Origin of the sequence: Catellatospora sichuanensis (assembly GCF_007483665.1) — a bacterium.
GTDB lineage: Bacteria > Actinomycetota > Actinomycetes > Mycobacteriales > Micromonosporaceae > Catellatospora > Catellatospora sichuanensis.
The window spans coordinates 28,564-51,947 of record NZ_VIQO01000030.1 but is presented as its reverse complement, the minus strand read 5'-3'; the positions used below and the strand labels follow the sequence as shown (position 1 = coordinate 51,947).

The 23,384-nt window shown below is 72.1% G+C and carries 25 protein-coding genes; 13 read left to right on the top strand and 12 right to left on the bottom strand.

Annotated features, from left to right (window positions below; translation table 11 throughout):
• Window positions 1–31: 31 nt before the first annotated feature.
• From FLL47_RS33975 to FLL47_RS43735, 3 genes are all read right to left on the bottom strand, one after another.
• Window positions 32–994 carry a hypothetical protein gene (locus FLL47_RS33975; RefSeq protein ID WP_144126752.1) on the bottom strand — a complete coding sequence of 321 codons (963 nt, stop codon included), beginning with the start codon at window positions 992–994 and terminating at the stop codon, window positions 32–34.
• The gene (locus tag FLL47_RS33970) at window positions 991–1,350 is read right to left on the bottom strand and encodes a PadR family transcriptional regulator (RefSeq protein ID WP_246159020.1); all 360 of its coding nucleotides are present in this window, start codon (window positions 1,348–1,350) and stop codon (window positions 991–993) included. Before FLL47_RS33970 ends, FLL47_RS33975 begins: the two co-directional genes overlap by 4 nt.
• A 150-nt stretch (window positions 1,351–1,500) precedes the next feature.
• The gene (locus FLL47_RS43735) at window positions 1,501–1,689 is read right to left on the bottom strand and encodes a hypothetical protein (protein WP_222106332.1); all 189 of its coding nucleotides are present in this window, start codon (window positions 1,687–1,689) and stop codon (window positions 1,501–1,503) included.
• 131 nt (window positions 1,690–1,820) lie between these two features.
• Between FLL47_RS43735 and FLL47_RS33960 the strand changes: the two genes are divergently transcribed.
• Complete coding sequence (locus FLL47_RS33960; protein ID WP_144126750.1) at window positions 1,821–2,618, top strand: aminoglycoside adenylyltransferase family protein; 798 nt, start codon at window positions 1,821–1,823, stop codon at window positions 2,616–2,618.
• Window positions 2,619–2,633: 15 nt separating this feature from the next.
• Here FLL47_RS33960 and FLL47_RS33955 read toward each other — a convergent pair whose 3' ends face one another.
• From FLL47_RS33955 to FLL47_RS33925, 7 genes are all read right to left on the bottom strand, one after another.
• Window positions 2,634–3,254, bottom strand: a complete 621-nt coding sequence (locus FLL47_RS33955; protein WP_222106319.1) for a hypothetical protein — start codon at window positions 3,252–3,254, stop codon at window positions 2,634–2,636.
• Between the two features lie 158 nt (window positions 3,255–3,412).
• Window positions 3,413–5,521: an N-acetylmuramoyl-L-alanine amidase gene (locus FLL47_RS33950; RefSeq protein WP_144126749.1), complete on the bottom strand. Its 2,109-nt coding sequence runs from the start codon at window positions 5,519–5,521 to the stop codon at window positions 3,413–3,415.
• A gap of 23 nt (window positions 5,522–5,544) precedes the next feature.
• On the bottom strand, window positions 5,545–6,981 hold the full coding sequence (locus tag FLL47_RS33945) for an FG-GAP repeat domain-containing protein (RefSeq protein ID WP_246159018.1): 1,437 nt from the start codon (window positions 6,979–6,981) through the stop codon (window positions 5,545–5,547).
• Window positions 6,982–7,200: 219 nt separating this feature from the next.
• Window positions 7,201–9,486, bottom strand: a complete 2,286-nt coding sequence (locus tag FLL47_RS33940; RefSeq protein ID WP_246159017.1) for an exo-beta-d-1,3/1,6-glucosidase — start codon at window positions 9,484–9,486, stop codon at window positions 7,201–7,203.
• A gap of 72 nt (window positions 9,487–9,558) precedes the next feature.
• On the bottom strand, window positions 9,559–10,620 hold the full coding sequence (locus tag FLL47_RS33935; RefSeq protein ID WP_144126746.1) for a LacI family DNA-binding transcriptional regulator: 1,062 nt from the start codon (window positions 10,618–10,620) through the stop codon (window positions 9,559–9,561).
• Between the two features lie 143 nt (window positions 10,621–10,763).
• The gene (locus tag FLL47_RS33930) at window positions 10,764–11,288 is read right to left on the bottom strand and encodes a hypothetical protein (RefSeq protein WP_144126745.1); all 525 of its coding nucleotides are present in this window, start codon (window positions 11,286–11,288) and stop codon (window positions 10,764–10,766) included.
• Between the two features lie 19 nt (window positions 11,289–11,307).
• The gene (locus FLL47_RS33925; protein ID WP_144126744.1) at window positions 11,308–11,895 is read right to left on the bottom strand and encodes a DUF998 domain-containing protein; all 588 of its coding nucleotides are present in this window, start codon (window positions 11,893–11,895) and stop codon (window positions 11,308–11,310) included.
• A gap of 197 nt (window positions 11,896–12,092) precedes the next feature.
• On the opposite strand from FLL47_RS33925, the gene FLL47_RS33920 reads away from it, so the two are divergent.
• Both FLL47_RS33920 and FLL47_RS33915 read left to right on the top strand, forming a co-directional pair.
• Window positions 12,093–12,992 (top strand): GNAT family N-acetyltransferase, encoded by a 900-nt coding sequence (locus tag FLL47_RS33920; RefSeq protein WP_144126743.1) that lies wholly within the window; start codon window positions 12,093–12,095, stop codon window positions 12,990–12,992.
• A 101-nt stretch (window positions 12,993–13,093) separates the two neighbouring features.
• The gene (locus FLL47_RS33915; protein WP_144126742.1) at window positions 13,094–13,621 is read left to right on the top strand and encodes a DinB family protein; all 528 of its coding nucleotides are present in this window, start codon (window positions 13,094–13,096) and stop codon (window positions 13,619–13,621) included.
• Between the two features lie 9 nt (window positions 13,622–13,630).
• Here FLL47_RS33915 and FLL47_RS33910 read toward each other — a convergent pair whose 3' ends face one another.
• Window positions 13,631–13,987, bottom strand: coding sequence for a MerR family transcriptional regulator (locus FLL47_RS33910; RefSeq protein WP_144126741.1), 357 nt, complete (start codon window positions 13,985–13,987; stop codon window positions 13,631–13,633).
• Between the two features lie 58 nt (window positions 13,988–14,045).
• Between FLL47_RS33910 and FLL47_RS33905 the strand changes: the two genes are divergently transcribed.
• A complete protein-coding gene (locus tag FLL47_RS33905; RefSeq protein ID WP_144126740.1) occupies window positions 14,046–15,152 on the top strand; it encodes an oxidoreductase in 1,107 nt (368 codons plus the stop codon).
• A gap of 71 nt (window positions 15,153–15,223) precedes the next feature.
• Here FLL47_RS33905 and FLL47_RS33900 read toward each other — a convergent pair whose 3' ends face one another.
• A complete protein-coding gene (locus FLL47_RS33900) occupies window positions 15,224–15,874 on the bottom strand; it encodes a TetR/AcrR family transcriptional regulator (protein WP_144126739.1) in 651 nt (216 codons plus the stop codon).
• A gap of 150 nt (window positions 15,875–16,024) precedes the next feature.
• Between FLL47_RS33900 and FLL47_RS33895 the strand changes: the two genes are divergently transcribed.
• The 9 genes from FLL47_RS33895 (at window position 16,025) to FLL47_RS33855 (ending at window position 23,346) form a co-directional block, all read left to right on the top strand.
• Complete coding sequence (locus FLL47_RS33895) at window positions 16,025–16,933, top strand: C40 family peptidase (protein ID WP_144126738.1); 909 nt, start codon at window positions 16,025–16,027, stop codon at window positions 16,931–16,933.
• A 49-nt stretch (window positions 16,934–16,982) separates the two neighbouring features.
• A complete protein-coding gene (locus FLL47_RS33890; RefSeq protein WP_144126737.1) occupies window positions 16,983–17,408 on the top strand; it encodes a nitroreductase/quinone reductase family protein in 426 nt (141 codons plus the stop codon).
• Window positions 17,409–17,484: 76 nt separating this feature from the next.
• Window positions 17,485–17,718, top strand: coding sequence for a hypothetical protein (locus tag FLL47_RS33885; RefSeq protein ID WP_144126736.1), 234 nt, complete (start codon window positions 17,485–17,487; stop codon window positions 17,716–17,718).
• A complete protein-coding gene (locus FLL47_RS33880; protein WP_144126735.1) occupies window positions 17,715–18,125 on the top strand; it encodes a hypothetical protein in 411 nt (136 codons plus the stop codon). Before FLL47_RS33885 ends, FLL47_RS33880 begins: the two co-directional genes overlap by 4 nt.
• Before the next feature lie 312 nt (window positions 18,126–18,437).
• On the top strand, window positions 18,438–19,289 hold the full coding sequence (locus FLL47_RS33875) for a S1C family serine protease (RefSeq protein WP_144126734.1): 852 nt from the start codon (window positions 18,438–18,440) through the stop codon (window positions 19,287–19,289).
• Window positions 19,290–19,341: 52 nt separating this feature from the next.
• Window positions 19,342–20,379: an AAA family ATPase gene (locus FLL47_RS33870; protein ID WP_144126733.1), complete on the top strand. Its 1,038-nt coding sequence runs from the start codon at window positions 19,342–19,344 to the stop codon at window positions 20,377–20,379.
• A gap of 65 nt (window positions 20,380–20,444) precedes the next feature.
• Window positions 20,445–21,329 carry a DUF58 domain-containing protein gene (locus tag FLL47_RS33865; RefSeq protein WP_144126732.1) on the top strand — a complete coding sequence of 295 codons (885 nt, stop codon included), beginning with the start codon at window positions 20,445–20,447 and terminating at the stop codon, window positions 21,327–21,329.
• Window positions 21,326–22,303 (top strand): VWA domain-containing protein, encoded by a 978-nt coding sequence (locus FLL47_RS33860; protein ID WP_144126731.1) that lies wholly within the window; start codon window positions 21,326–21,328, stop codon window positions 22,301–22,303. The genes FLL47_RS33865 and FLL47_RS33860 overlap by 4 nt, the downstream gene beginning before the upstream one ends.
• Complete coding sequence (locus FLL47_RS33855; protein ID WP_144126730.1) at window positions 22,303–23,346, top strand: VWA domain-containing protein; 1,044 nt, start codon at window positions 22,303–22,305, stop codon at window positions 23,344–23,346. Before FLL47_RS33860 ends, FLL47_RS33855 begins: the two co-directional genes overlap by 1 nt.
• The last annotated feature ends 38 nt before the right edge of the window (window positions 23,347–23,384 follow it).

Here is a 23,384-nt window from a genome sequence, read left to right as displayed (position 1 = left end):
GGCTGGCGGGCCGACGCCGACTCCCCCGGTGTCACAGCCGCGCCTGCCGGCGCACCAGCACCGCACCGGCGGCGATCAGGACGGCCGTGACGACGGCGGGAGCCATGATCCAGAACACGCTGTAGTCGTTGCCCTGGTGGCTGGGCAGGTAGCGGTGACCCAGGCCCTGCAGGAACAACGGCAGCGGCAGCACCGCCACCGCCAGGCCCGCCCGCGCATCCACGAACGACCAGACCAGCGCGCCCAGGCAGACGGCCGTCAGCGCGAACGGCTGCCAGCCGAGCGAGGCGTCGAAGTCCGTCGGCAGGACGAACACCGACAGCGGCACGGCCAGCAGCCACCACAGGGGTGTGCCGGGCACGGCAGGCCGCCGGCGCAGCAGCGGCAGCATCAGCAGGACCGCCAGCGGCAGCGGCCAGAATTTGTAGTCCGCCAACCGGCCCTCGAGGAGATGCCAGCTGATCTGCGCCCATCCTTCGGTCAGCGGGGGTTCCTGGCCATCCCATGTGATAAACCAATGAAGATGGGGGCCGATTTGCGCCCACTGTTCGCAGGTGAACGCCACCCCGGCGAGCGCGGTGGCCCACCCGTAGCGGCCCCGTGCGGCCAGGAACAGGGCCGGCACCGCGGCCACGGTCGCGCCGACGAACCCGAGCTCGGACGCCAGCCGCAGCCCGTCACCCAGCAGGTCGGAGAAGACGACCCGGCCCGCCCGGGCCGCGGACAGCGCCGCGCCGTAGGCGAGCAGCAGCAGCGCGGCCACTCGCACGGCCGACAGCCAGGCCTGTCCGACGGGCAGGCCCGCGGCGGACCCGACCCGCGCCCGCAGCGCACCTAGCATCAGCGCGGCGATCTCGCGTCGCGGAGGCCGCCCCTGCCCGTTCTCCGCGGCGTCCATGAGCGTGCCCAGCATCTCCGCGCCGCGGTGGTGCCGGTAGGCCTTCGGGTACAGCCACAGCAGCCGCTCGTAGCGGCGTTCGATCTCCGTGCTCACGCCGGCACCGCCCCGGTGCGTACGGGCCGCACCGTGCCCGGGCCGCGTTCGGTGACGATCCGGGCCGCGTCGGCCAGCCGCGCCGCCTCCTCGCGCAGGGCGACCAGTCCCGCGTCGGTGAGCGTGTAGTAGCGGCGGGCCCGGCCGTTGACGATCTGCTCGTCGGAGACCCGCACCAGCTGCTCGCCGGCGAGCCGGTCGAGGGCCGCGTACAGCGTGCCGGTGGCGAGTTTCACCTGGCCGCGCGACAGCTCGTCGGCCCGCTTGATGATGGCCCAGCCGTGCAGGGGTTCGTCCTGAAGCGACGCCAGGATGAAGTAGGTCGGTTCCCGCATCCTCATAGGAGCGATACTCATGACGATAAGATATGGCGATGATCTACGCATGTAAAGGGGCGGCCTTGACGACATAGCCCAGCGCTCACCGAAACGCGGCGGTCGGCCACACTGCCGCGCCCATCGGCCGTCAGCTTTCGGACGCGCCGTCCGCGTCCGGGGTGGACTGCACTACTGCCGCACGGCCGACAGCGGCTGAGGGACGCCGAGGTGGAAGCCCTGCGCGAACGGCACCCCGAGGCCGGCCAGCGCGACGAGCTGCTCGGCGGTCTCCACGCCCTCGGCGGTGGTGCGCAGCCCCAGCCACAGGATCGCCCTGCTCGTGGCCGCCTGGCTGGGCGCCGCCTGGATTTGAAGCACCCGGCCTGCTCTTGCCGCGGCCGCTGCCGAGCGAGGGCAGGCCGAGATCACCGGCCCCTCTGCGCCGTACCAACGTTGCAGACGGGAAATGACGTTGTCCGGGGTGCGCCGGCTGACTACCATCCCTGGCCATGATCAATCAGCAGACCCGCGACGTCGTCTCTCTGGTCGGCGCGGTGCTCGGCGAGGATCTGATGGGCGCATACCTCCATGGCTCCGCCGTGCTCGGCGGCCTTCGGCCCGGAAGCGACATCGACGTGCTGGCGGTGTCGCGCCGTAGTGCAACGCCTGAGCAGCGGCGCGAACTCGTCGACGGCCTGCTGGACATCTCGGGACGTCGTGCGCGACGCGGACCAGGTCGGCCTGTCGAGCTGATCATCGCCGTCCGTGATGACGTCCGTCCGTGGCGATACCCGCCGACTTGCGACTTCCTGTACGGCGAGTGGCTGCGCGACGGATACGAGCGCGGCGAAGTGCCCCAGCCCGAGCCGAGCCCCGACCTCGCTCCGCTGCTCACGATGGCGCTAGCCGGCGACACCCCGCTGTTCGGCCCCCCTCCGGCGGACCTGCTCGACCCGGTGCCGCCCGCCGACCTGCATCACGCGATCGTCGCCGGGATTCCCGGCCTGCTCGCCGATCTCGAGGACGACACCCGCAATGTCATCCTGACGTTCGCCCGGATCTGGGTCACCCTGGCGACAGGGGAGATTCGATCCAAGGACGCGGCCGCCGACTGGGCGCTGGCGCACCTGGCGGCCGAGCACCAGCCGGTGCTGGCGCACGCGAAGGCGATCTATCTCGGTCACGTGGCGGAAAGCTGGCAGGATGACCTGTTCGCGCGGGTCCGGGCGCTCGTCGACCATGTCTTGGCCGAGATCGACCGGCTCGCGCCAGAGGGTCGAAGCAGGCAGCAATCGACCTCGGCCTGAAGGGGATACGCCGTGTCAGGCGGGCAGGTCCGTGCCGGAGGACAGGTTGAGGGTGGCCGCGAACGTCAGGTAGACCAGCCACAGGCCGACCACGATGTGCAGCAGGCCCAGCGCCTTCTGGGCCGGGTTGGTCGGTGCCTGTCCGTCGTGGGCGGGTCTGCCGCCGATGTTGAAGCTGGCGAAGAACTCCGCGACGTATATCAGGGTCAGGCCGGTGAAGAGCAGCCCGAGGGGCCAGTCCCCGGCCCGGAAGAAGACGATCATGCCGAGTATGCCCAGCAGGACGAACGGGATCGACATGTATCCGTTGGGTCTGGCGTCGGAGCCCTGCAGCCTGATCCAGCCCATGGCGAACCAGTGGATGCCGTAGGCGCTGAACGCCAGGGCCGCCATGTACAGCGTCTTGTTGGTGGTGAAGACCTCGAACCAGGTCAGCCCGACGAATAGGTAGAGGCCGACCAGGAACTGGCAGAAGCCGGGCATCAGGATGCCCCACACCCCGTTGCTGCGGTCGACGCGCTGGTCCCGGGGCGGATAGCCGAACAGCTCCTGCGGGCCGTAGATCAGATAGCCGGTGGCGAGCCCGAAGAAGCCCAGCGCCACCGGCACGAACATTGAGGCCGGAAGAATTTCCATGGCAGTCCCCCTCTTCGCTCCGCCGCCTCCGGGCGACACAGCCCGGCCAGGGGTGGCAACTGCCAGCGGCGATGTCCACTTTACTGCCGCGCGACCTGCTTGGATTCAATTTCGAAGGACCTCGGCGGCCGGGCCCGGGACCCGGCCGCCGAGCGCGCTCACAGCGTCGTCTCGCCGTTGAGGCCGAAGAAGTCGTGCCACTTCGCCCCGCCCAGGAACCCGGTGCCGGTGGACAGGCCCACGTACACGTCGTTGAGCGAGCCCTTGGTGAACACGATGATGTCGTCCTTGCCGTCGCCGTCGAAGTCGCCGAGGAACGGGAACTCCCCCGCGGTGCAGAAGAAGTCGTTCCACTTCACCGTGGTGCCGACGAACGCCGACCCGTTGGACACCGCGGCGTACACGTCGGCGTCGGCGTTGCAGGTGAACGTGACGATGTCGTCCTTGCCGTCACCGTTGACGTCGCCCACCCGCGGCAGCTCCGCGCCGACCGCGAACAGGTCGTGCCACTTCAGCCCGGGGCCGAACGAGCTGCCGTTGGACAGTCCGACGATCACGTCGGCGGCCGCCGCCGCACCCTGCGTGAACGTGATCAGGTCGTCCTTGCCGTCGCCGTTGACGTCGCCGACCGCCGGGTACTCGTTGGCCGGGGAGAAGAATTCGTGCCACTTGACGCCCGCGCCGAACGACGATCCGTTCGACAGCGCCACGTACACGTCTCCGGCGGCGTCGTGGGTGAAGGTGATGATGTCGTCCTTGCCGTCGCCGTTGACGTCGCCGACGGCCGGGACCTCCGCGCCGGGCGCGAACCAGTCGTGCCACTTCGCGCCGCCGAGGAACCCGGTGCCGGTGGACAGGGCCACGTAGACGTCGCCCGCCGCGGTGCCCGCGGTGCCGTGGGTGAACGCGATGATGTCGTCCCTGCCGTCGCCGTTGAAGTCGCCGGTCAGCGCGGTCTCGCCGGTCAGGGCGAAGAAGTCGTTCCACTTCACCGACGTGCCCGCGAAACCGCCGCCGGTCGAGGTGGACACGTACACGTCGGCGAGCGAGCCGTGGGTGAACGTGACGATGTCGTCTTTGCCGTCGCCGGAGAAGTCGGTCGGCGAGCCCGCGAAGTACTTGCCGCCGCTGCCGCCGCCGGAGTTGACCAGCGACATGTAGTAGTTCCAGTTCCAGTGCGGGCCCGGGTCGGTGTGGTCGTTGCCCGGCATCTCGTTGTGGCCGCGGATGTGCGCGCGGTCGCGCGGGATGCCGAACTTGCCGGTCAGGTGCCGGGTCAGCGCGGCCGAGGAGCGGTACATCGCGTCGGTGAACCAGGCCGGGTTGTCGACGAAGCCCTCGTGCTCGATGCCCAGCGAGTACGGGTTGGCCGAGCGGGCGTGGTAGCCGGTGTCGCCGTCGCGCACCATCTGGGTGACCTCGCCGTTGCTGGACTTCACCACGTAGTGGGCGCTGACGCCCGCGGACGGGTTCTGGAACCAGCTGACCGTGCCCGCGTACGAGCCCTGGGTGACGTGGATGACGACGGTGGTGATCGCCGACGAGCGGCCCGCCCCGTAGTTGCCCGCGGCGGCCGAGATCCAGCGGGCGGGCGGGTACTCGGGCAGCGCGGCCGCGGCGGCGAGCGGGGCCGCACCGGTGGAGGCCGTGGCGGCGGCTCCGGCGGGGACGACCGCGGCGTAGCGGCCGAGCTGCGGCTTGACCGCCACGCCCTTGACGGCGATCAGCTCGCCGTTCTCGGCACGGCCGGCCAGGCCCGAGGTGAGCAGGTCGTAGACGTGGTCGGCGTAGAGCCGCGCGGTCGCGTCCTCCGTCGCCGCGGAGTAGCGGGCGACCACCGGATACCAGGCCGCCAACCGGTTGCGGTCGGTGGCGCGCAGGCCCAGATCGTCGGCGTACGCGCGCAGCACCGCGGCGGCGCCGCGGATGTTGGCGGTGGTGTCGGCCTGTAGCCGTGCCACGGGTTCGCCGGTGAGCTTCGCGGCCAGTGGCAGGCTGCGGTTGCCGGGGTTGTCGGCCAGGTGCATGACGCCGTAGCCGTTGGCGCTGCTGGGTGCGCCGTCGTGGCCGTCGAGGCGGCTCTCGCCGTATCCGATGGCGACGAGCAGGTCACGGGGCACGCCGGAGGTGGCTGCGGCGTGGTCGAAGGCGGCGGCGATCGGCGGTTGCGGCACGGGGGCCGCGACGGCGGGGGTGCCGGTGGCGAGCAGCGCCGCGGCGAGCGCGGTGCCGAGCAGGGCCGCCCGGTGGGGTGTACGGGATGGCATGGTCGTCCTCTCAGGGGTGGTGGTCAGAGGGTGGTTTCGCCGGTGAGGCCGAAGAAGTCGTGCCACTTCGCGCCGCCGAGGAAGCCGGTGCCGGTGGAGATGCCGACGTACACGTCGTTGAGGGCGCCCTTGGTGAAGACGATGATGTCGTCCTTGCCGTCGCCGTCGGCGTCGCCGAGGAACGGGAACTCGCCCGCGGTGCAGAAGAAGTCGTTCCACTTGACGGTGGTGCCGGTGAAGCCGGTGCCGGTGGACACTGCGGCGTAGACGTCGGCGTCGGCGTTGCAGGTGAACGTGACGATGTCGTCCTTGCCGTCGCCGTTGACGTCGCCGACGCGGGGCAGTTCGGCTCCGACGGCGAACAGGTCGTGCCACTTCAGGCCGGGGCCGAAGGAGGTGCCGTTGGACAGTCCGACGATGACGTCGGCCGCGGTGGCGGGACCCTGGGTGAAGGTGATGATGTCGTCGCGGCCGTCGCCGTTGACGTCGCCGACGGCCGGGTACTCCCCGGCGGGGGCGAAGAACTCGTGCCATTTGACGCCCGCGCCGAACGAGGTGCCGTTGGACAGGGCCACGTAGACGTCGCCGGCGGGGTTGTGGGTGAAGGTGATGATGTCGTCGCGGCCGTCGCCGTTGACGTCGCCGACGGCGGCCAGTTCCGCGCCGGGGGCGAACCAGTCGTGCCACTTGGCGCCGCCGAGGAAGCCGGTGCCGGTGGACAGGCCGACGTACACGTCGCCGAGCGAGCCGTGGGTGAACGCGACGATGTCGTCGCGGCCGTCGCCGTTGACGTCGCCGGTCAGTGCGGTCTCGCCGCCGAGGGCGAAGAAGTCGTTCCACTTCACCGAGGTGCCGGCGAAGGTGCTGCCGGTGGACGGCGCGACGTACACGTCGGCGAGGGCGTTCTGGGTGAACGACACGATGTCGTCGCGGCCGTCGCCGTTGACGTCGGTGGACGCGGCGGCGGTCATCTCGGCCGCTCGCCGGGCTTCGGCCATGAGGCTGCGGGCTTTGGTCTCGACCTGGTCGTAGCGGTCGGGGAAGCCGGAGCGCTGCACGCACTGGGCGACCTGTCCGGCGCGGTAGCCGGGGTTGTCGCGGGCGCAGACGATCGCGCGGGTGAAGTACTGCGTCGAGGCGTAGACCGGGTCCATGATCTGTTCGGGGGTGCCCCAGCCGTAGTCCCAGCGCTGCTGGAACACGCCGAGCGACGACTTGTCGCCGCAGGGCAGGTTGTTCATGTGGGACTCGACCCAGCCGGCTTCGAAGCCGGACAGCATGACCTTGTCGGTGACGTTGAGGCTGCGGCCGACCCGGTGCACGATGACGATCACCGCGGGGTCGTGGCCGGCCGGGATCGAGGTGCAGGCAGCGTATGCGGCCGGGGCCTGGACCCCGACGATCGCGGCGACGGCGGCCAGTCCGGACAGGACCAGGCCGGTGAGGGTACGGCGGATCATGGGCATTCCTCCGGGGGTTGAGGTCGCCTGTCGAAAGGGGGCACGCCGCGGCTTCGGGGCGGCGTGAAATCGATTCCAGCGAAACTTACCGCCGTACTATATGGACGTCAAGAAATGAATCTACATAAACGAGATTCGATCAATGGGTTGCCGCACACGGCCCGGAAACGCCGAACGGCGGCCCCCGAAGGGAACCGCCGAACAGATCCGACCCGGACTTCAGACGACCACGGCGAACCCGGCGCGTTGCAGGTCCTCGGCCCGCGAGGACGGGCCCACGCGCAGCTCGAACTCGCCCGGCTCGACCACCCGCGCGCCGCGCGCGTCCACGATGGAGCAGGCCGACGCCGGCAGTTCCAGCTCGACCAGGCAGGTCTCCCCCGGCGCCAACGACACCTGCCGGTACGCCTTCAGCTCCTGCTCCGCCCAGGTCACCGAGGTCACCGTGTCGCTGACGTACACCTGGACGGTCTCCAGCGCCGGCCGTGCGCCGGTGTTGCGCAGCTCCACCTGCGCCCGCACCGTGTCGCCCGCACCCACCGCGGGCGTCAGCACCCGCAGGCCGGAGTACTCGACCGTGGTGTAGCTCAGGCCCTGCCCGAACGCGAACGCCGGGGCCTGGGTCAGGTCGGCGTAGCGGTGGCCGTGCTGGCCGCGCACCTGGTTGTAGTACGTCGGCTGCTGCCCGGCGTGCCGGGCGAACGAGATCGGCAACCGGCCGCTGGGCTCGATCAGCCCGAGCAGCAGCTCGGCGACGGCACGCCCGCCGCGCATACCCGGATTCGCGGCGTACACGATCGCGGCCGCGTCCAGGGCCGACGGCGGCAGCACCAGCGGCTTGGAGCTGAGCAGCACCACGATCAGCGGCTTGCCCGTCGCGGCCAGCGCATCGAGCAGTGCCACCTGGCCGCCCACCAGTTCCAGCGTGGCGGTCGAGCGGTACTCGCCGACCAGCTCGATGCGGTCGCCGACCACGGCGACCACGTAGTCGGCCCGGCTCGCGTCGGCGACCGCCGCGGCGATCAGCGCCTCGTCGGGCGCGGCGGGCAGGGCCACATCGGGGCGGGGCTGCCCGTCGGGGAAGAACTCCCCCTCCGGGTCGGGCCCGGTGACCACGATGTCCGCACCCCGGGCATGGGTGACCGTCCACCCGGCCGGGACGACCTCCCGGAACCCGTCGAGCACCGTCGTGATCATCTCGCGGGGGTGGCCGTCGGGCAGCCACTCGGCCTGGCCGGACGCGCCGGCCCAGTCACCGAGCTGGGTGTGCGGGTCGTCGGCGTTGGGCCCGACGATCGCGATGGTGCGGGCCGGGGCGGGTGGCGCGGCGGCGCGCCCGTCCGGCCCGGCCGCCAGGCCGCCCGCCAGCGGCAGTGTGCCGTCGTTGCGCAGCAGCACCAGCGAGCGCCGGGCGACCTCCAGGTTGAGCTCGGCGTGCGCGGCGACGCCGATGACCTCGGCCTGGCGGGCCGGGTCGGGGTGCCGGGGGTTCTCGAACAGGCCCAGTTCGAACTTGAGGGTGAGGATGCGGGTGACGGCGGCGTCCAGCTCCGACTCCTCCAGCAGCCCCTTGGCGACGGCGTCCCGGGCCCCGTCGAAGAAGTCGGGCGTGGTCATCACCATGTCGTTGCCCGCCCGCACCGCGGCCGCGGACGCGGCCGTGAAGTCGGGGAAGATGTGCTGCTCCCAGACCATGCGCCCGACGTTGTCCCAGTCGGTGACCAGGGTGCCGCGGTAGCCCCACTCGCCGCGTAGCACCTCGTTGAGCAGCCAGTCGTTCACCGTGACGGGCACCCCGTCCATCGACTGGTAGCCGAGCATGAAGGTGCGGCAGCCCTCCCGGGCGACCCGCTCGAACGGCGGCAGGAACCACGAGCGCAGCTTGCGCCGGGAGATGTCGGCCTCGCTGGCGTCCCGCCCGCCCTGCGTCTCGGAGTAGCCGGCGAAGTGCTTCGCGCAGGCCAGGATCGCCGTCGGGTCGGCCAGGCCGTCGCCCTGGTAGCCGCGCACCATCGCCGAGGCGAACTCGCCGATGAGGAACGGGTCCTCGCCGAACGTCTCACTCACCCGCCCCCAGCGCAGGTCCCGGGCGATGCACAGCACCGGCGAGAAGGTCCAGTGCACGCCGGTGGCGGCGACCTCGACGGCGGTGACCCGGGCGACCCGCTCGACGAGCTCGGCGTCCCAGGCCGCGGCCATGCCCAGCTGCGTCGGGAAGATCGTAGCGCCCTCCCAGAACGAGTGGCCGTGGATGCAGTCCTCGGCGACCAGCAGCGGGATGCCCAGCCGGGAGTTGCGGGCCAGCTGCGCCGCCTCGCGCACCCGCTCGGGCGAGGCGTGCAGGATCGAGCCCACATGGAACTCCTCGACCAGGTGGCGTACCCCGTCGCGGGCGGTGAGCTGGAGCATCTGCCCGACCTTCTCCGGCAGCGTCATCCGTCCGATGAGGTCGGCGACCCGCCGGTCGGTCGGCAGCGTGGGGTCGAGGTACGGCAGGGAGGACACGAGGTTCCTTTCACGGACACCGGCGGTGTCCTGGCTGGCAAAGTGCGGAAACATTCCGGCGGCCGCGGGGGGCTACGGGCGGCCGGCGAGCGCGGACACCGGGTGCGGCGAGCGGACGGGCGGGAGCAGCAGTGCGGCGCCGGGCCCCGTGCTGTTGCGCACGACCATGTCGACGGGGAAGAAGCGCCGCCAATGGGGCGCCGCGGCGCCCTCCAGCAGCGCCCTGGTCGCGGCAGCGGCCATCTCCTCGATGGGCAGGCGCATCGTCGTCAGCGGCGGGCTCACGCAGGCGGCCACGGCGCTGTCGTCGAAGCCGACGACGGCGATGTCGTCGGGGACGCGCCGGCCCGCATCCGTGATGGCTTGGACCGCTCCGGCGGCCATCATGTCGCAGGCCGCGAAGATCCCGTCGAGGTCGGGGTGCGCGGCCAGCAGCCGTGTGGCGGCCGCGTAGCCGCCTTCGCGCCGGAACCCGCCGTCGACGGCGATGTCGGCCAGGCCCAGCTCGCGGACCGCTTCGAGGTGCCCGGCGCGGCGGCCGGCCGCGCAGGTGTTGCAGTCGGGCCCGTGGATCGCGGCGATCCGGCGGCAGCCGATGCGGTGCAGGAGGCTGATCGCGTCGTACGCCGCGCGGCTGTTCTCGGGTTCGACGGCCGGCACATGCGGCGCGGTCGCGCCCAGCGACACCGCCCGTCGGCACCGGGCGTGGAAGCGGGCCGCCAGCGCGGGCGACACGTTGACCAGCACCGCGCCGGCCGTCACCGACTGCGCGACGCGGTCGAGCATGTCCGGCGCGTCGGCCGATTCGGCGACGTTGACCCGCAGCTGCGTGTCGGTGCCGGCCAGCGCCGCCAGCACGCCCGCGATGACCCGGCTGTAGTAGGGCTGCGCCCCGAACAGGCTGATGTCGCCATGGCACGCGATGACGACCAGGTCGAGTGCGTCACGGCGGCCCGACGCGAGTGCCCGCGCGGCCGCGTTCGGCCGGTAGCCGAGGTCGGCGACGACCCGGTCGACCCGGGTGCGCAGATCGGCGGAGACGCCCGGCGCGTTGTTGAGCACCCGCGAGGCGGTGGCCCGCGACACCCCGGCCTTGCGGGCGATGTCCTCGATGGTCAGCTTCCGGTAGGTCATGGGCACTCGCAATCTCGGCACGGGCGCCCCGTCGCGCCCCGTCGGCACCATAGACGCGAGAGCGCTCTCAGCGGAACCCGGTATGACAATGCCTCACCAGCCGGGATCGCGCTCTCCCAACTCTAGGTGACCGGGCCTGTGCCTTAGCTGCGGCTCCACCGGGCCAGCGAGTCCCACTTGCCGAAATCCGGCACCGGCTCCCACTGCGTGCTGACGTCCACGCCCGTACGGTCCTCGACGGTGCGCTGCTGGGAGGTGTCGTCGCTGATCACACGGCGGGCGCCGCCGTCCTCGCGGAACTCGAACCAGGTGACGCACGTCGCCCCGGACAGGGTCGCAGCCCCGGCGTCCGGGTAGTCCCACTGCGTCATGCCGCCGAGGAAGAGCTGCTCGCCGCTGCGCCGGAAGGAGTAGTGCAGGCACTGGCGGCCGTAGGCGTCGAAGAACCAGACACCCGCGTGGCCGTTGTCCCAGGCGATCTCGATGACCACGTCCGGCACGCCGCTCGGCGGGGCCGCCGGGATCACGGCGTACGGCTCGCCGGCCAGGTCCCGGGCCTGGGCCTCGTCCGCGGACAGCGGCTCGACCGGCTCGTGGTGGCGGAAGTTCCACCGTCTGCAGTAGACCGGCGGTGCATCCGGATCGTGCCCTGCGATGTGGACGGTCACGCCACTTCCTTCCCCGTGGTCAGGCGTGACTCACCGTAGACCGAGCGGGCCGTGCCGGGCAATCGCGCCGCACGCGCACGGCGAGCAGGCCCAGCAGCAGCACCTCGGCGAGCAGCAGATACCGCTCGGCGGCCCCGATCAGGAAACGGTCCGCGAGCGTGGCGCTGGCGAGCATCAGGACCGCGGATCCGGCCGCGGCGGCGGCGGTCCAGCGCACCGCGCGGCTCACCGGCCGCAGCGTCACCGCGGCCAGCGGCAACGCGGCGAACGCCAGCATCGAGGCGTACCGGTGCAGGTAGCCGGTCGTGGTCAGCGGGCCGAGGTCGGTGGGTGCCAGCGCCGCCACCGTCATGGCCGCCCCGAACAGGGCCAGCAGGATCCGGGGTGCGGTCGCGCGTACTGCGGGCAGCAGGCACCAGGCCGACAGTCCGAAGACGACCATCGCGGCGTCGGTGGCCCCGCCGCGGTCGTGCACGGCGAAGTCGCTGACGGTCAGCGAGACATGGCTGAGCTGCGGGTCCGGGTCCACCTGGCCGATCGCGGCGAGCAGCGCAGTCAGTACGCTGCCGGCGAGGCCCGTCCCCGCGAGCATCCTTCTGTCGATCATGCAGCGACGCTATGCCGGACAGAGCTGCCAGGCCTCCGGTGATCACCCTGCCTCGGACCCCGACGTGTCCGGCCGCGCGGTGCGGGTGATCCCTTAGCCGCCCGTCCGCTACGGACCTGCGCCGCGACGCCGGTCGTGGCGGCGTGCCGCGCAAACTCGCGTGACGGTCCGCAGGGCCGCCGGTAGCGTCGTCGGGCATGGGACTGCGGGCGTACACCGGACCGGACGACGACGAGCAGATCACGCGCGTACGGCAGGCCGCGCAAGCGGTCGATGGTGACGTCTGGCTGCCTGGCCCCGGCGACGACGTGCCCGACGACGCCTGCGTGGTCGCGGAGGACGCCGGCGAGGTCGTCGGGTTCGGCCGCCTCGACCGCTGGACCGAGGACGACGGCACGGAGATGTTCCTGGTCACGGGCTGTGTCCACCCCGCACACCGCGGCCGCGGGCACGGCACGGCGATGCTGCGCCGCCAGGAGGCGTACGCCGCCTCAATCGGCTCGGGCGCGCCGCATCAGGTGCTCGGCGGCAACGCCGACGACAGCCAGCCAGGAGCGCGGCAGCTGCTGCTGGACCACGGCTACCGGGTCGCGTTCACCCTCGTCGACCTGAGCCGCCCCGTCGCCGATGCCGCCGCGCCCTCCGCGCTGCCACCCGGCCTGCGGACCCGGCCCGTGCTCGCCGAGCACCAGCCGCAGATCCACGCCGCGATCACGGAGTGCTTCACCGACAGCAGGCACGGATTCGTCCCGGTGGACTACGACACCCACCTCGCGGCGGTGCGCGACACCGAACTCTGGGCAGTGGCCTGGGACGGCGACGAGATCGCCGGGCTGGTGACCAGCGAACGGGAGGGCGACGGCGTCGCGGACTCGCCCTGGGTCGCGGTGCGGCCCGCATACCGGCGCAAGGGTCTCGCCTCGGCGCTGCTCACCCACAGCCTGGCGGCCATGCGCAAGCACGGCGTCGCCGTCGCGACCATCCGCACCGTCGCCGAAAACCCGCACCGGACCGTGGACCTCTACGAACGGTCCGGCTACCGGATCGTGCGCCGGATGCCCCGCTACCGCAAGCCGCTGGCCGCCGCGTCGGCCTGACCGGTGTCGCCGCGTCGGCGTCGCTTGCACACGGCTTGCCCGTCGCGTGGGGCCGCGCTGCGTGGCCGGAAATCGTTTGCCTCGCTCGCGATGATGTCGCCATGGCATGGATCGCACCCGACGTCGCGCGGGGACCACGGATCGACATGGCCTGCGGCGAGCGCGAGATGCTGGAGAAGTGTCTGCGACAGCGCCGGGTCTTCCTGCTGCGCAAGTGCTCCGGGCTCACCGCGGAGCAGCTCAAGACGGCGTCCGTCGAACCGTCGAACCTGACGTTGTTGGGCCTGCTGCGGCACATGACCGAGGTCGAGCGGTTCTGGTTCCGGACCATGTACCTGCACGAGATCGTGCCCGGCCTGTACAGCACCGACGAGCACCCCGACGGTGACTTCGACCTGGTGGCCGACGCCGACGCCGCGGCCGACCACGCCCGCTTCCTCGCCGAGACCGCCGCGTGCGACGCCGCCGTGGCAGGGCGCGACCTGGACGAGCCCGTCGACGATCCCGAGGCCACGACCGCCGAGGTCAATCTCCGGTGGGTCTACATCCACCTCCTGGAGGAGTACGCCCAGCACACCGGCCACGCCGACCTCATCCGCGAGCGGATCGACGGCTCCACCGGGGCCTGAGGCCACGTGTCAGGAAACCTGTTCGGTGGCGGAGTAGTGGTCCACCAGGTCAGCGAGGACCTCGCGGGTCTGCTGCATGCCGCGGATCTGCTCGTCCACCCGGGTCAGCTCGTCGCGCAGCCGGGCGGCCAGCGCGGGCGTGCGGATCGCCTGCTCGGTGATGCAGGGCAGCACGTCGTAGATGGTGCTGCTGGACAGTCCGGCGGCCAGCAGTGAGCGGATCAGCGCGACCCGTTCGACGGCCGTGGGCGGGTAGTGCCGCTGACCGCCGGTGCTGCGGCCGCTGCCGAGCAGTCCCTGTTCCTCGTAGTAGCGCAGCGATCGCGGGCTCCTCCCGGTCGCCTGCGCCAGTTCGCCGATACGCATCGAGACCTGCCTCACAAGACTTGACCCTGACGTCAGTGTCAAGTTCTACCTTAGCCGCATGACCGACCTCATTGCACCCGCCGCCACCTCCACGACACTGCTCACCCCGCTGCTCGAACCCGTGACCATGGCCGGTCTGCCGCTGGCCACGCGCTTCGTCATGGCCCCGATGACCCGCGCCAAGTCACCCGGCGGGGTCCCGACGCCCGCGGTCGCGGCGTACTACCGCCGTCGCGCCGAGCACGGCGTCGGCTTGATCATCACGGAGGGAGTGCTGGTCGGGCACCCCAGCGCCGGGCACGAGGACGCCGTGCCCCGGATGACGGCGGGTCCGGCCGAGGTCGGCTGGCGGCACGTCGTGGACGAGGTCCACGCCGCCGGTGGCCGGATCGCGGCCCAGCTGTGGCATCTCGGGAGCCTGCGCGAGCCGGTGGACGGCCTGGCGGCCTGGTCGCCGTCGGCGGTGCCGGAGCCGGGGCGGCCGCTCAGCCACGCGATGACGGCGGCCGACGTCGACACGACACTTGCGGCGTACGCCGAGGCGGCCCGAGTCGCGGTGCGCGCCGGATTCGACGCGATCGAGATCCACGCCGCGCACGGTTACCTGCTCGACGAGTTCCTGTGGCCGCGGACGAACCGCCGCACCGACCGCTACGGCGGGTCGGCGGCCGGCCGGGCCCGGTTCCCGGCCGAGGTCATCCGTGCCGTGCGCTCGGCCGTGCCCGCGGACCTGCCCGTGATCGTGCGGTTCTCGCAGTTCAAGGAGCGCGACTTCGACGCCCGCATCGCCGACTCCCCAGCCGAGCTGGCGGTGATCCTCGAAGCGTTCGCGGCGGCGGGCGCCACCGTCCTGCACGCCTCCCAGCGCAGGTTCTGGCAGCCGCTCTTCGCCGGCTCGCCGCTCAACGTCGCAGGCTGGGCCAAACACATCACCGGGCTGCCTGCCATCACGGTGGGTGGGGTGGGCCTGACCCGCGACTTCCTCGAACCCGGCCGGCCGGACTCCGTCACCGGCCTGGTGGAGCGCGTCACCGCCGGTGAGTTCGACCTGGTCGCGCTCGGCCGCGTCCTGCTCGGCAATCCGGACTGGGTCACGCTGGCCGCCGAGGGCCGCATCGACCGCATCCAGGACTTCCGCAAGGAACACGAGCGGACGTTCGCCTGACGAACCTTCGGAGATGGTTCCCACGGGCTGCCTGCGGGAATCCTCCGTCACGGCGGACGGCCGCGCGGGCATCAGCCGGAGATGGTCCGGTGGGGCGCGACGCCCGGGTGGCCGACCGGCGCGGCGGCGTGCAGTGCCGCCAGCGCCGCGTCCAACGCGGCCGACAGGGGCTCGATCGACTGCAGTGCCTGAGCCAGCAGCAGGCCCCCCTGCACCGAGGCGAAGGCGGCCAGGGCCAGCCGCTCGGGGTCGGCATCCGGGCGCAGCAGGCCGCCATCGCGCATGCGCGACAGCCCGTCACGCAGGTGCCCGCGCCACCGGTTCAGGTGCCCGACCACCTCGGCGGCGGCGGCCGGGTCGGTGCCGACGAGCTCGCTGACCAGGGTGCCGATCGGGCAGCCCCAATGCGCCTGCGAGCCGTAGTACGCGACCAGCGCGTCGCGCCAGCCGTCCCACGCCGCCCAGGTGTCGAGGGTCTCCAGATACGGCTGCTGCGCCTGCAGCACCCGCTGCATCTGCAGTTCCGCGATCGCCAGCACCAGTTCGCTCTTGCCACCGGGAAAGTAGTGGAACAGCTGGCTCTTGCTGGTCAGCGTGCCGGCGCGGACGTCGTCCAGGCTGGTGCCGCCGACCCCGCGGGCCAGCACCAGGTCCGCCGCGGTGGCGACGATCCGGGCCCGGGTGGCGGCGCCCTTCGCGGTGAGTCCTGCGGTGGCGGTCACCTGCCCATCCTAGAGCGCCTGGACCGACCGGTCCAATATTGTGGCCGGTGGCCGGTCGGCCGTCTCCCACGGCATGGGCAGCCGTGACCCGATGAAGGAAACTTTTGTACGCTGCCCGGTGGACGATGCATTTCCTACATTGGGGAGCGTATGAACGAGCCGTCGCAGACCATGGCCGTGGCGGTCTCCGCCGCCGGACTGTGGACCTCCCCCGACGCCGTGCGGCCGCTGGACGCACCGGCCCTGACCACTCCCGCGCAGCTGCGCGCCTGGGCCGCCGCGCAGGGTCCCGACGAGCGCCGCGACCTGTGGGGCCGGGTCGACAGCCAGCTGCTGCTGGGCGAGACCGTGCTGGTCCGGGAAGTCAGAGACGGCTGGGCCCGCGTCAACGCCCCGGCGCAGCCCTCGCGCAAGGATCCCCGTGGCTACCCGGGTTGGCTGCCGCTGGCCCAGCTCGCCGCGCCCGCCGAGCCCACCGGCGAGCAGGTGGTGGTCACCGAGCAGGTCACCGAGCTCAGGGACGGCCCCGACGGCCGGGTCCTCGCCGACGACGTCAGCTACGGCACGGTGCTGCCCGCGCGCCGGCGGCAGGACGCGTTCACCGAGGTCACGCTGCCCGGTGGGCGCACCGGCTGGCTGGCGGACAAGCACCTGGACGTCCACCGCGTCCGCGGCCCGCTGCCGACCGCCGCGCAGCTGGTCGCCGCGGGACGGCAGTTCCTCGGGCTGATGTACCTGGCCGGCGGCACCCACGGGCTGATGCTCGACTGCTCCGGACTGCCCCATCTCATCTACCGCCGGTACGGGCACACCGTCCCGCGCGATGCCAGCGACCTGGCCCTGATCGGCGAGCACGTGGACGTGCCCGACCTGGTCCCGGGCGACCTCGCCGTCTTCCAGAACGACGAGACGGGCGACGTCTACCACACGGGTGTCTGCACCGGCGGCGAGCAGCAGGTGCTGCACGTGTCCCAGCCCGACTGGGCCTGCATCGACGGCGCTCTCAGCGAGCGCCGCCGCCGCCACCTGGTGTCCGGTCGTCGGCTGCGGGCGGAGTAGACGGGCCGCGGCGGTTGGCACGGGCGGTCGGGACAGCCACACTGTGCACATGCCACGCTCGCGCAAGTACCGGGTGATCACCGGGCTGGAACGGGTCAACAACCGGATCACGCGGTGGGCTTTGCGCCGAGGGCTGGCGCCGAACGCGTTCGCGCTGCTGGAGACGACCGGCCGGCGGTCCGGGCTGCCCCGGCACACCCCGGTCGGCAACGGGCTGGCCGGTGATGTCTTCTGGCTGGTCGCCGCGCACGGGCGGCAGGCCGACTATGTGCGCAACCTGCTGGCCGACCCGGTGGTGCGGGTGAAGGTCGGCGGGCGCTGGCGCGAGGGCCGGGCCGTGGTGCTGCCCGGCGACGATGTCACGGCCCGCTCGCGGTCGCTGCCTCACCAGTGGGACGCCGCCATCGGTCGGCTGATGGCGACCCGGCCGCTGACCGTACGCATCGACCTCTCCTCCGCCACCGAGGCAGCCTGACGCCACATCGTCCGACTGGGCGACCCGAACATGTTGATCTTAGGCGACAAATTTAGCGGCGATGTAGCATATGGGCATGACCGCGCCTGGGCGAAAGATCAGCATCTACTTCCCCGCCGACGTCCTGGCCGACGTCGAGGCCGCCGACAACGCCTCCGCCATGGTCGCCGAGGCCCTGCGGATGGCCAAACGCCGCAAGCAGCTGCATGAGACGATCCGCCGAGCCGGCTACCTGGTGACGCCGGAAGGCGTGAAGCGTATGAGTGAGCGCGTCGCCGCGCTGGACGCCCAGCGGGCAGCCGAGCAGTGACCGAGCCCCTGGCGGAGCCGCAGGTCCGCGTGGTTCTCGATGTCACCGCGCTGACCGCGTACGCGCGGCTGACCGGCATGGCCGTGCCCGAGCTGCTGGCCATGGTCGAGGAGGAGTCCGCCACCAGCATGGTCGGGGTGCCGGCGGCGCACTTCATGACCACGCACCAGCAGCTCGACGAGGACGAGCGCGAGCGTCTGATCGACCTGCTCACCCGCGCCGATTCGGTGGTGGTGCTGCTGCCGCTGCTCGGGGCCGAAGCGATCGAGGCCGCGCAGATGGGTCACGTCATGGGTCACGCGGTGATACTGGCCCGCCGAAGCGGGGCCTACCTGGCGACCTACGACGGCGCCGAAGCACGCCGCCACCTGCCCGGTGGCGGCGTGCTGGATCTGACGGACAAGTAGGACGGTCAGCCGCCGTCGACCTGGCGGAACGGGGTGAGGTCGACGGTCGGCCGGGTCGTGCGGGCGGCCGCCTGCGCCACCGGGGCCGGGATCGAGTCGAACAGCTGTCGGTCCAGCACCGGGTGCGCCTCGGGGCCGGGTGGGCGGTGCCAAAGTTGTCCAGCCCGTCGAGGGAGCCGGCGAAGAAGGCGACCGTCAGCGCGGGCGCTGACGCAACCGATCGAGGTCCATCGGGAAGGCGACCCGAGCGCACTGCCGGATCTACCACCAAGCTCTGATTGAACATTCAGCTTTCAGCTCTAGTCTCAAAGGATGCTGAGTCGCGCCGGAAAACTCGACCGCCTCCCGGACCCGCCGCCCGCGGCCGGGACGGACGACGTCGAGCCCGTCCCGGCGCCCCGCCGGCGATGGTGGGTGGGCAGCCGTGCGCTGGTCGCGGCGGGTGTCGCGGTGGCGCTGGCGGTCACCGCGGTGGTCGCGTTCCGGTGGGGCGCGGCCGAATCCGGCGCACCCGCCGTCGTGGCGCCCTCGCCGTCGCCGTCGGACGACGGCACGCTCACCGTCGCCGAGGTCTACCAGGTTCTGCTGCCCTCGGTGGTGTCCATCCGGACGACCGGCGCGGGCCGCGAGCCGTCGACGGCGTCGGGCACCGGTGTGCTGGCCAACGCCGACGGCACCATCCTGACCGCGCTGCACGTGGTCCAGGGCGCGGCCAGGATCGAGGTCACCTACGCCGACGGCAGCAGCACCCCGGCGAAGATCGCGGCCGCCGACCCGGCGACCGACATCGCCGCGCTGACCCCGGAGAAACTGCCTGAAGTGCTGGTCCCGGCTGTGCTCGGCGGCGCGCCGGGCATCGGCGAGCAGGTCGTCGCGATCGGCGACCAGCTCGGCCTGACCGGCTCGGCCACCACCGGCGTGGTGTCCGGTCTGGAACGTTCGGTCACCGTGGCCGACGTCGGCAAGCTCGGCGGGCTCATCCAGTTCGACGCCGCGGTCAACCCCGGCAGCTCGGGCGGCCCGCTGGTGAACATGCGCGGCGAGACGGTCGGCATCGTGGTGGCGCTGGCCAACCCGACGGACGCGGGCACGTTCATCGGCGTCGGGTTCGCCGTGCCGATCGTGACCGCCGCGGCGGCCGGCGGCCCACCGCCACCTCTGTGACCTCTCCCCCGACAGCACGTGCAACGGCACACGATCCGATGAGGACGGACCCATGAACACACCCGCATCCGGCAACGGTCACCGGCAGCCGCCCCGTCCGGCGGGCGGACCGTCGCCGGCCGCCGGCCAGAGCACCGTGGAGCAGGTGCTCTACGAGGTCAAGAAGGTCATCGTCGGGCAGGATCTGCTGCTGGAGCGGCTGATGGTCGCGCTGCTGGCGCGCGGGCACATCCTCGTCGAGGGTGTGCCGGGCCTGGCCAAGACGCTGGCCGTCAAGTCCCTGGCCGAGGCCGTCGGCGGGCAGTTCCACCGGGTGCAGTTCACCCCCGACCTGGTCCCGGCCGACATCACCGGCACCCGCACGTACCACCAGCACAGCGGCGAGTTCCAGGTGTCGCTCGGGCCGGTGTTCACGAACCTGCTGCTCGCCGACGAGATCAACCGGGCGCCGGCGAAGGTGCAGAGCGCGCTGCTGGAGGTGATGCAGGAGCACCAGGTCACCATCGGCCGGGAGACGCACCGCGTCCCGGAGCCGTTCCTGGTGCTGGCCACGCAGAACCCCATCGAGTCCGACGGCACCTATCCCCTGCCGGAGGCGCAGGTCGACCGGTTCATGATGAAGGTGCTGGTGGGCTACCCGAGCGCCACCGAGGAGTTCGTGATCGTCGAGCGGGCGGTCAGCCCCGGCGCGGCGATCCAGCGCATCATCGACCCGGCGCAGCTGATCGAGTTGCAGCAGCAGGCCGACCGGGTATACGTCGACCCTTCGCTGATCGAGTACGCGGTCCGGCTCACCGCCGCGACCCGCGACCCGGCGCTCGTCGGCCAGCAGCAGCTGTCGCGGTACGTCACCTACGGCGCCAGCCCCCGGGCGTCGATCAACCTGGTGCTGGCCGGCCGCGCCCTGGCGTTCCTGCGCGGGCGGGACTACGCGCTGCCCCAGGACCTCACCGACCTGGCCCTGGACGTGCTGCGGCACCGGCTGGTGATGTCGTACGAGGCGCTGGCCGACGAGGTGAGCGCGGACGCGGTGCTGGACCGCATCATGTCCGCGCTGCCCGTGCCGGAACTCGCCATGCAGGGCCGCTGACCCATGAACGAGCGAATCAGCCGGCCCGGCTTTCATGCCGCCGACGAGCGCAGCGGGGACTAGGCATGACAGCGGCCTCCGACCGGTTACTGCGGCGCCTGGAATGGCAGGTGCTGCGCCGCCTCGACGGGCGCCTGCAGGGCGGGCACCGCACGGTGTGGCGCGGCGCCGGGCTCGACTTCAGCGACGTGCGCGCCTACACGCCCGAGGACGACGTCCGGCACATCGACTGGAACGTCACCGCGCGGATGGACGAGCCGTTCGTGCGCCAGTACACCGAGGACCGCGACCTCACGGCGTGGCTGGTGCTGGACCGGTCCGCGTCGATGCGCGGCACCGGCCGCCACGGCAAGGACACGACCCTCAACGAGCTGGCCGTATGCCTGGCCCGGCTGCTGACGTACCGCGGCAACCGGGTCGGTGCGATCCTGTTCGACAACCGGCACCAGCGGGTCATCGCGCCGCGCACCGGCCGCGACCAGGTCCTGCGGCTGACCCATGAGCTCAACGTGCCCACGCCGCACACCGACGCCGGGACCACCACGGACCTGTCGGCGATGCTGCGGCTGGCCGCCGCCACGGCACGGCGGCGCAGTCTGGTGCTGGTGCTGTCGGACTTCATCGGCGACCCTGGCTGGGAGCGGTCGCTGGCGCTGCTGTCGCACCGGCACGAGGTGGTCGCCGTGCGCATCGTCGACCCCGCCGAGCTCGAACTGCCCGACCTGGGCATGATCGTCGTCGAGGACGCCGAGACCGGTGAGCAGCTGCTCGTGGACAGCGGCGACCCGCTGCTGCGCCGCCGGCTGCAGGCCGAGGTGCAGGCCCGGGAGAGCGGGCTGACGGACACGATGAACCGGGCCGGGGTGGCGGCCCATCGCGTCACCACCGACACCGACCTCGTCGACGCGCTGGTCGGCATGGTGCGCCGGACGAGGCGGAGATCCCGATGACCGTGCAGTATCCGTTCCTGATCGCGCTGGCCCTGGTGGGCACCGGCGCCGCCGTGCTGGCGTACCTGCGGCTGCAGCGCCGCCGCACCGCCGCGCTGCGGGTCGCCGGACTGGGCCTCACCCCGGCGGGCGGCCGGGGCGCGGTCCGCCGCCACCTGCCGTACATCCTGTTCCTGGCCGCACTGCCGATGCTGCTGACGGGCCTGGCCCGGCCGCACGCGGAACTGCCCGTGCCCCGGGTGTCCGGCACGGTGATGCTGGTGTTCGACGTGTCCAACAGCATGGCCGCCACCGACGTCGAACCCTCCCGGCTCGCCGCCGCGCAGGCCGCCGCAGCGAGATTCGTCGAGCAGCAGCCGTCCACCGTGGACATCGGCGTGGTCATCTTCGGCCAGGGCGGCCTGCTCACGCAGACTCCGACGCCCGACCGGGCCGCGGTCAAGAACGCCATCACCCGGCTGAGCACCAGCGGCAGCACCTCGCTGCGCCAGGCGGTCCTGACGGCGCTGTCGGCCATCGTCGGCGAAACGGTCGAGCTGCCGACGGAGGAGGACGCCGCACCGCCCGACCTCGGCTACTGGGGCTCGGCGACGATCATCGTGTTCTCCGACGGGCAGGAGACCGAAAGTCCCGAGCAGGCGCAGGCGGCCGCCGCGATGGCCGCCGCGGCCGGGGTGCGCATCGAGACCGTCGGCATCGGCACCCCCGAGGGCGCCACCGTCGAGGTCGAGGGCTTCCAGGTCGCCACCGCGCTCGACGAGCAGCTGCTCACCGACCTCGCCGCGGTCACCGGCGGGACATACCACCCGGCCCGGGACGCGGCCGCGCTCGACGACATCCACCGGTCCATCGACCTGCGCATCACCACCGAGCCCGAACACATCGAGCTCACCGCGCTGTTCGCGGGCTCCGCGCTGCTGCTGCTGACCCTCGGCGGACTGCTGATGATCCGCTGGTACGGAAGGATCGTCTGATGTCACTGGCCTGGCCGTGGGCGCTGGCCGCCCTGCTCGTCGTCCCGCTGCTGCTGCTGGTGCGCTGGTGGCTGAACCGGCGCAGGCGCAAGGTGGCCGTGCGGGTGTCCAGCATCGCGCTGATCCGGGCCGCGCTGCCGGGCCGTTCCCGCTGGCAGCGGCGTATCCCCGCGGCCCTGTTCGCGCTGGGCCTGCTCGCGCTCGGGCTCGCCATCGCGCGGCCGCAGGCGTCCCTGGCGGTGCCGCAGGACTCCACGGCGATCCTGCTGGCGATGGACGTCTCGCAGTCGATGTGCTCCACCGACGTCCCGCCGAACCGGCTGGCCGCGGCGCGGGAGGCGGCCCGGGAGTTCGTGCTGGCGCAGGAGGACGGCACCCGCATCGGGCTGGTCGCGTTCTCCGGCATCTCCGGGCTGCTGGTCGAGCCGACCGAGGACAAGCAGGCGCTGCTCACCGCGATCGACGATCTGCGCACCTCCCGCGGCACCGCCATCGGGCAGGCCATCCTGACCTCCATCGACGCGATCGCCGAGATCAACCCTGCGGTCCCGCCGACCGGGGTGGAACTCGGCGCGCCCGGCTCCCCCGGCTCCGGGCAGTACGTCGCCGACACGATCGTGGTGCTGACCGACGGCGCGAACACCCAGGGCGTCGACCCGGTCACCGCGGCGCAGGAGGCCAAAGCCCGCGGCCTGCGGGTGTACACCATCGGTTTCGGGACCACCGACCCGGCGCCGCTGATCTGCAGCCCCGACCAGATGACCGCGGGTTCGGGCGCGCGGCCGGAATGGCAGGGCCGGGGCGGCGGCGGGCGGCGCGCGCAGCTGATCGACGAGGAGACCCTCGGCGAGGTCGCCGAGCTGACCGGGGGCGAGTACTTCCGGGCGCAGGACGCCGAGCAGCTCGTGGACGTGCTCACGGACCTGCCCAGCACGATCGTGGTGCAGAAGGAGGACGTCGAGATGACCGTCTGGTTCGTCCTGGCGGGGGCGCTGCTGGCGGGCACCGGCGTCGGCCTGTCCCTGCGCTGGAACCGTTCCTGATTTGCCTATTGAGGGAGACCACAGCTCGGTGAGGTAGC